This is a genomic window from Brevundimonas sp. CURTG3B2_SDJG (assembly GCF_057364705.1).
Map to the genome: position 1 here is coordinate 1 of NZ_JBNFOJ010000525.1, position 947 is coordinate 947.

Below are 947 nucleotides of genomic sequence, written 5' to 3' on the forward strand. Positions count from 1 at the left end.
GCCGCGCGCGCCAGGCGCAGGAACCCCGCCAGGTCGATCACCTCCGCCCGGTCTTCCGGACTGATCCCCGCCGCTTCGCACAGCGCGGCCCCGCCCAGCGGCTTCAGGCTGGAGCGCAGCATCTTGCGGCGCTGGCCGAACGCCGCGGCGGTCACCCGCTCCAGCGCCTTCAGCAGGTCCCGGCCGGGCCGGTCGGCCTTCGGGACAAGATGCACGACGGCTGAGGCGACCTTCGGCGGCGGCGTGAAGGCGGCGGCCGGCAGGTGCATCACCAGCTTGGCCTCGCAGACCGCCTGGCTGATCACCGCCAGACGGCCGTAGGCGTCGTCGCCGGGCGCGGCTGTGATCCGCTCGGCCACCTCCTTCTGGAACATCAGGGTCAGGGCGTGGGGCGTCCACGGCCCGGTCAGCCATTTGATCAGCAGGGCGGTGCCGACGTTGTAGGGCAGGTTGGAGACCAGGTGGGCCGGGCCCTCGACCAGGGTCGCCTCGCTCACCTTCAGGGCGTCGGCCTCGACGATGGTCAGGCGTCCGGAGCCGTCGTCCAGCTCCGAAAGCAGGGGGACGAAGCGGGGATCCTTCTCGACCAGCACCACCTGGCCGGCGTCGCTCTCCAGCAGCGCCCGTGTCAGGCCGCCGGGGCCCGGACCGACCTCGATGACGGCGCGGCCCTCGAACGGTCCGGCGAACCGCACGATCTTCCGCGTCACGTTCAGGTCCAGCAGGAAGTGCTGGCCGAAGCTCTTCTTGGCCGACAGCCCGTGGGCGTCGAGCGTTTTCGCGCAGGGAGGGCAGGTCGGTCACCGCCGTCTCATACCCATTCCTCCCCCGCAGGGGGGAGGGGGGACCATGCGAAGCCGCAGGCGAAGCATGGTGGAGGGGGGGCAGCTCCAAATACGGTCCTGAGTTCTCCCTTCAGGGAGGGGGACCGCCGAAGGGCGGTGGAG

At 71.4% G+C, this 947-nt stretch carries 1 protein-coding gene; it reads right to left on the reverse strand.

Annotation, left to right across the window (positions count from 1 at the left end):
- Positions 1-758, reverse strand: a 758-nt coding sequence (gene rsmA, locus AC2W7C_RS18445; RefSeq protein WP_486002643.1) for a 16S rRNA (adenine(1518)-N(6)/adenine(1519)-N(6))-dimethyltransferase RsmA, incomplete at its 3' end; no start/stop codon positions are given.
- Positions 759-947 lie beyond the last annotated feature (189 nt).